Source organism: Actinosynnema sp. NPDC023794 (genome assembly GCF_040639675.1).
GTDB lineage: Bacteria > Actinomycetota > Actinomycetes > Mycobacteriales > Pseudonocardiaceae > Actinosynnema > Actinosynnema luteola.
This window is the reverse complement of record NZ_JBFAFR010000082.1, coordinates 1-6,083: the sequence shown is the minus strand read 5'-3', so window position 1 is coordinate 6,083 and position 6,083 is coordinate 1. Positions and strand designations below refer to the sequence as shown.

General features: G+C 64.6%; 8 protein-coding genes. All 8 read right to left on the bottom strand.

Features of this window, described 5'->3' with window-relative positions; translation table 11 throughout:
• Positions 1-314 precede the first annotated feature (314 nt).
• Complete coding sequence (locus AB0H12_RS45000) at positions 315-638, bottom strand: hypothetical protein (RefSeq protein WP_499632880.1); 324 nt, start codon at positions 636-638, stop codon at positions 315-317.
• Positions 639-654: 16 nt separating this feature from the next.
• Positions 655-1,065: a YbaB/EbfC family nucleoid-associated protein gene (locus AB0H12_RS44995; protein WP_499632877.1), complete on the bottom strand. Its 411-nt coding sequence runs from the start codon at positions 1,063-1,065 to the stop codon at positions 655-657.
• 8 nt (positions 1,066-1,073) lie between these two features.
• Positions 1,074-1,709, bottom strand: a complete 636-nt coding sequence (locus AB0H12_RS44990) for a WXG100 family type VII secretion target (RefSeq protein WP_499632873.1) — start codon at positions 1,707-1,709, stop codon at positions 1,074-1,076.
• Positions 1,710-1,743: 34 nt separating this feature from the next.
• Positions 1,744-2,115: a hypothetical protein gene (locus tag AB0H12_RS44985; RefSeq protein WP_499632870.1), complete on the bottom strand. Its 372-nt coding sequence runs from the start codon at positions 2,113-2,115 to the stop codon at positions 1,744-1,746.
• Between the two features lie 558 nt (positions 2,116-2,673).
• Positions 2,674-3,012 carry an immunity protein CdiI family protein gene (locus tag AB0H12_RS44980; RefSeq protein WP_499632867.1) on the bottom strand — a complete coding sequence of 113 codons (339 nt, stop codon included), beginning with the start codon at positions 3,010-3,012 and terminating at the stop codon, positions 2,674-2,676.
• A complete protein-coding gene (locus AB0H12_RS44975; protein WP_499632864.1) occupies positions 3,009-4,286 on the bottom strand; it encodes a WXG100 family type VII secretion target in 1,278 nt (425 codons plus the stop codon). The genes AB0H12_RS44980 and AB0H12_RS44975 overlap by 4 nt, the downstream gene beginning before the upstream one ends.
• A complete protein-coding gene (locus AB0H12_RS44970) occupies positions 4,283-4,588 on the bottom strand; it encodes a type VII secretion target (protein WP_499632861.1) in 306 nt (101 codons plus the stop codon). The genes AB0H12_RS44975 and AB0H12_RS44970 overlap by 4 nt, the downstream gene beginning before the upstream one ends.
• A 1,094-nt stretch (positions 4,589-5,682) precedes the next feature.
• On the bottom strand, positions 5,683-6,083 hold a 401-nt coding region (locus AB0H12_RS44965; RefSeq protein WP_499632858.1), incomplete at its 5' end, for an integrase core domain-containing protein.

Below are 6,083 nucleotides of genomic sequence, written 5' to 3'. Positions count from 1 at the left end.
TCAAACGACACCTCTCCGACGTCGTCTACCGCGCTCTACGCATCGACGCCACGATTACCCGACCAACCTCCGCTTGACAGAGGAGCGATTTACAGACCCCGAACCGGCAAACGCCCGACATGCGTCGACTGGAAACAGACCGACATCTTCTAGGGCTACGACGGCCCATGCGCCCGCTGACGGCCGTCCAGAGCCCGTCGCTGGTTCGGTTACCGGAGCCGAACGTTGACAGCCGCTACGGCCGCCGAAAAGTCACTGAGCAGATCCGCCCTGCCGGATCGCCAGGTGCTCCACCGAAGCGGCTGTTCTCGCTGTCAACGCCGTTTGGCAGCGCGGACACGCCGCGCGGTGATGACGACCGTGACGAGGCTGAGCGCCATGCCGACCATGGCGAACAGCACGCTGGCGAGAGCCGGTGCGATCGGCAGCTCCACGGTCACCTCACCGCTCCGACAAACGACGGCTGGTGTTGCGTCAAGACTCAGTTCGGCCGCCGCCTCGTTCGACGCCAGTTGCCCTGCCGCATCGCCCTCGCACCACTGGTAAGTCGAAGCGATCTGGGCGAAACCGAGCGCCGCGACTCCCAGGAGGATCGCGAAGACCAGTGCGTACGACACAGCGAGGCCGCGGTCGTTCATGTGTGGTCGTGACATGTCAGCGCAGGTGACTCCGGTTCTCGAACCACTCGTCGTCGTCAGGGCGAGGTGCGGTGCGGCGCCGGTCAACCGGTGGTGTCTCGGAAGCAGCGGTGACGTGCTGCTTCAACGCCAGCGCGTCGTCGAGTTCACGCGCGAGGTCGGCCATGGTGAAGTCGAGCACCTCGGCAGCCCGCTTGGCCGCCTCATGCGCCGCCATGAGCTCCTCGGTCAACCAGGGCTCTCCACCCTCATAAAGGGTGTTGGGGGCGATGTGCACGCGGACGAGCTTGCCCATCATGTCCACCCACACCGTGACCGCACCGCTGGGTGACACACCCTTGTACTGGCTGAACAGTGCTTTCTCCGGATCGCGCCTGATCTTGGCGAAACGTTCCTGCGCCTGCGCGACCATCTCCTGCGGATCCACGTCCCCTCCTAGGGCTGGAGCTTGCCCAGCGACTCCATCGCCTTGGCGGCGTCCGCGGACGCCTCGGCGCACTTGGCGATCTGCTCATCGGCCTTGAACTTCTGCGAGTGCCACCACGCGGCCAGGCCCACCAGGACACCGAGGATCCCCAGGATCAGTCCCACAACGGCGCCGATCCCGGTCAGACCGACGATGATGCCCGCGATGACACCGATGATGCCGACCACGAACCCGATGGCGCTCCAGATGTTGTTCCACATGTCCGACGCCTTGAACTCGAAGCCGTCGGCGATGTCGACCAGCGCCTGACCGACGTCGTGGGCGGGCTTGCGCATCTCACCCAACGCCTGCTTCATCCGGTTGATGCGCTCGGTATAGGCGTTGCTCGCCTCACCGGTCCACGCCGAAGCCTGGTTGGCCGCGGTCTCCAACCCCTTGACGCAGCCGTCGATCGCTTTGCCGAGTTGATCCGCCCCGTCAGACTGCCCTGTGCCCCACACGTCCCGCCCGATCCGGCGGAACGACTCCGGGTCGATGTCCCTGATCACCCTCAAGGTGGCCTGGATGGACGGCAGACCTGGAGCGTGCCGGGCCGCGAACCCGTCGATCTCTCCCGCGTCCGACAGCAAAGAGTCCGTGATCACGGTCTGAAGAAAGCCCACATGCTCCTCCCCCTGGTCATTCCGGGTAGACCCGGCGCAGCCCCTCACCGATGAGCTTCTCGGCCTCCACGTACTCCTGCTGCGTCCGATGGACGCCGTCGATCGCAGTCTCGATCGTGGTGTGGACCCGGTTGATGAAGTCCTGCACGGCCTGACTTGTCCGGGCGTAGTCCTGATCGACGAACTTCGTCAACGCCAGGACCACCTCGTCAACGGTCTCCTCGATGTTCTCGTGCGGGCTCACGGACTGCACCGTCATGCTGCCCTCGAGGCTGGCCTTGGCTCGGAAGTCCTGTAACCCCAACGCCTCCCCAGCCGCTCTGAGACTGGCCTTCAACTGCTCGAACTCGCCCGGATCGAGCGCGTAGCCCCGACCAGGAGTTCCCATCCCCGTCACCCCCTGCGACCGCTTCGTGTCGCAATGTAGCAGCAGTCACTGCCGCCGCTACCGAAAACGAACAAACGGCCGCCCGTTGTCCACCACACGACAGCGAAGCCGCTAAGGAGTCACACCGGTGCCAAACATGACGGCGGCCACGGCGACCGAAAGGTCCCCAGGCAGATCCACCCAACTGGGTTAGTGAGAGCTGGAGCACACAGCTGACAACATTTCGTCCAGAGCGACCGCCTGCTCCGGATATGCTCCAGCTCGGCCATCACAGACCACAGTGGACGGAAAAGCAAGATCGCCCACCACCTGCATTACCGCAGGTCAGCGGGCGATTCGTATGCTGTATTCGATTGTGGAGCTGAGGGGACTCGAACCCCTGACCCTCACACTGCCAGTGCTGTTCCACAAGCGCCCTGACCAGCACAAACAGGGAACTGGTACGTCAGCCGGCGCAGTCCACTGCCGTTCGAAGCCGTTGCACGCCGTTCGGCTCTCCCGTCTGCTCCAGATTTGCTCCACACACCGCAGTGTGAACGGGGCCGACAGGTGCCGACCTCAACCTCCGAACACGCGGTCCCCACGCGCGGTGTGGAACTCGACCCGCATCGGCAACGCCGCGGCCAGCCGCTCAGCCAACCGCTCACCCCGCTCGTGCCACGCCGCCGTGGCCGCCTCGTCCGGAAATCCGGAGTCCATCGGGTCGTCCGGGTCGTAGACGGCTTGGAACTCGTCGTCCCACGCCTCGATGGCCGCGACGAGATCCGCAGGTACACCGAAATCGTCCGCCAGTCGCTCGGCCGAGTAGTTCGCCGGGATCGGATCACTGTCCTTGCGCACCCACAGCGGGTCGGTGCCCCACTCAGGCGCCAACCGAACCGAGATCACGCCGTTCATCGTCCCCACCCTCGGTAGTTCTCATCGGTCTCCGCGCGTGGATCACGTCGCGCTCCGTCGAACGGATCGTTGGCGCTGCGCATGTTTGCCCCGACTATGAAGCCGTTGTTGCCTACCTGCACTGACATGTAGTGCATCTGCCCACCGTACTCAACCTCGAAGATCGGGCGACCCGGTGGACTGCCCTGGCAGTACCCCGTGTACCGACCTTCCGTAGCAGCGCGGTGCACGACGTCGGCGATCTTGTCCTCGGGAATGCCTGCGGCGACGAACTCATCCTTGTGCTTCATCACATGCGCCAGACCAGCCTCCCTACCGGTCCTCGGGTTCACTCCGCCCTCCTCCAAGAAGACGATCTTCCCGTTGGGGTCCCTGCCGATCTCGACGACCTTCTCCGGATCGAGCTTGACCCCATCGCGCAGCGCCTCATCGATAAGCTCCCGCTTCTCCCGCTCCCGACGCTGCCGGTCGACCTCACGCGGATCCTTGTGCTGCGGATCCGAGTCCTTCCGACGCAGCTTGTCGACCAACTCCTTGAGCTTCCGCCAGGCCATGCGCAGCACCTCGGCGAGCCCGTCGAGCCGTCTTGCCACGTTGGAGATGGTTCGGAGCAGCTTGCGCACCACGTCCGCGATCTTGGCGGCGTACTTGGCGACCAGGCTGGTGGCCTGCATCGCCACCACCGGCGCCGCGGCACCACCCGTGACAAGAAGTTCCAGTCCCCAGACCACAAGCCTGCCGACCGCGTCGGCGATCAGATCCCGCACGAACTCCCGCACCGCCGCCACGACCTCACCCATGATCGTGACCACGGCGCCCACACCGCTGCACACCCTCGACGCACCACGCAGCGCATCAACCACTTCTTCGGCACGCGCCCGATACGCATCACCCGCAGCACCACGCCACCCGGCAGTGCGATCACGCGACGTGGTCTCCAGCTCACCGGCCGCCCGCTCAACGCCTTCACTGATGTTCTGCCAGGTCTGCGCATAGGCCCGGATGACCGGCGGTGTCCCAGCCAGATCGTTCAACATGTCCTGCAACGGCTGGATGTGCTCGATCAACCACCCGACCCCGTAGGACGCCAGCGTGCCCACCGGGTCCATGTAGACACCGAGCGCTTCAAGCCCGGCGCCGACGACTCCCAGGCCCGCCTCGGCCCAATCCCCGTTGTTGATCCCGTCCAGCGCGGCCTGCCCGGCCTCCAGCAGGCCGATCCCGGTGATGGAGGTGGTGTCGTCCTCCGGTTTCGCGACGAACGGGTTGTTCACCCCTGCCCCAACCGGTCGAACCGGTCGACGTTGTCGGACTCGACCTGCTCGTAGACCTCGGCGGTCGCCTTCAGCGACTCCGCCATCGAGTCCAGTGCCTCCGCCGCCTGGGACAACGCCTCCACGCCCCACTTCTCCAGCGGGTCGAGCATCAGGGTGAACGGTTGACACAGCACCCCGTACGCATCCGCGGACATCGACACCTGACGCGCCGCGTCCAACGCCTGCGCCAACACATCCCCCTGCCCCTGGACCTGCTCGCCGTGATCCCGAACCTCACCGGGCACCACCTCGAACGCCACCCGAGCCTCCCCGTCTCGTCAGCGGTACGAACAGCAGCCTTTGTACGCGACAGATCGACGGACGACCTTCGGATCGAGGACACGTAACCCGATCAGTCGAACCGACGTGTCACACATGCCCGGATAGCTCTTACCGGCCGGTTCCACACCCACAGGTACCACCGGGTCGTGTTCGAAGTATCCATCAGCCGCACAAACAACTAAATGCGCCGTGAGCTTTCTTAGAGATCTTGCCCGATTCCTACTTTGACAGGTGGCGCGTCTGGAGCCAGGCCTAGACAAGCCGGGTGCGCGGTTCAGGACGCCTGCCGGTCTGGTCCAGCCAAGACCATCCGCGCGCCGCAGTCACACCCGAAATGCACGAGCCGACCACATCAATGAACTGCGCCCAACAGCCACCAACGCATGCCAACTGCGGCGAAGTGCAGCCAACAAGCTGGAGGCTCACTCTGCCAGCACGGTCCGACCATTGCCCTGACCAGGACAAACACAGAACCCGCACGTCAGCCGGTACCGTTCACCGCCGTTCGAAGTCGTCGCACGTCGTTCGACTGCACCGGCTGCTCCAGCTTTGCTCCACACACCGCAGCATGAATAGCTGCGGAGGCCGAACCCTAACCGCCGAACACCCCGTTCCTACATGAAGCGCGGAACCCGCGTCTGCACCGGCAAGCACAGCTGCCAACCGCTCGCCCAACTCGTTCGAAGCTGTCACCTTGTCCGCGAAGCTGTTCGAGGTGCCTGAAGTAGGGTGCCGCTTGCCGAGCTTAGGCCGCCGGGCGCTTCCTATCAGGAGCCCGACGGCTCACCCTGAACCCTGGATAGCGCGGGTGGCCGGGAGGCAGCCCGCACAAAGCTTCGTTCTTTGAGCTCTTCTGTGTGAATGAAGCGAGAAAACGCCTCCACCAGTGGAATAGAATCACCGGAGGAGGTCGTGAGTGCTGGGTGCCGTTGGACACGGTTCGACGCTGTTGAACGCGTCCGACGGCACCCATCTTGCTCGCACCACCCGCTCCTACATGCCCCTCAAGACCCAAACCGCCAACCGGATCAGGAAGCGTGGTTGAAGCGCTCCGGCATTGATGGAGCCTCGATTAGTTGATCGCTCCAGCCGGGGTTGGCTGGTGCTCACGGTAGTAGACGGCCTCGTGCTCGACAGGCGGGACGTGGCCGATCTTCCCGTGGAGCCGCCGGTTGTTGTACCAGTCGACGTACTCCAGCGTGGCGTATTCGACCTGGTCACGGGTGTGCCACGGGCCTTGTTTGTTGATCAGTTCGGTCTTGTAGAGGCCGATCGTGGACTCGGCCAGGGCATTGTCGTAGGCGTCCCCGACCGAGCCGATCGAGGCATCAACGTCGGTGGCTGCTAGGTGGTCGGTGAAGCTGATCGAGGTGTACTGGGCGGATTCAACTGGTCGTCGCAACACCTCGATGGCGGAGGTGTCGGGTGGGGCGGTCAGCGGGTTGGGTGACGAGGGTGACGGGGCGTCCGGCG

Excerpts from the sequence above, each read along its gene's own strand:
- AB0H12_RS45000 (WP_499632880.1), bottom strand. The coding sequence starts at position 638 with ATGAACGACCGCGGCCTCGCTGTGTCGTACGCACTGGTCTTCGCGATC.
- AB0H12_RS44985 (WP_499632870.1), bottom strand. The coding sequence starts at position 2,115 with ATGGGAACTCCTGGTCGGGGCTACGCGCTCGATCCGGGCGAGTTCGAG.
- AB0H12_RS44980 (WP_499632867.1), bottom strand. The coding sequence starts at position 3,012 with ATGAACGGCGTGATCTCGGTTCGGTTGGCGCCTGAGTGGGGCACCGAC.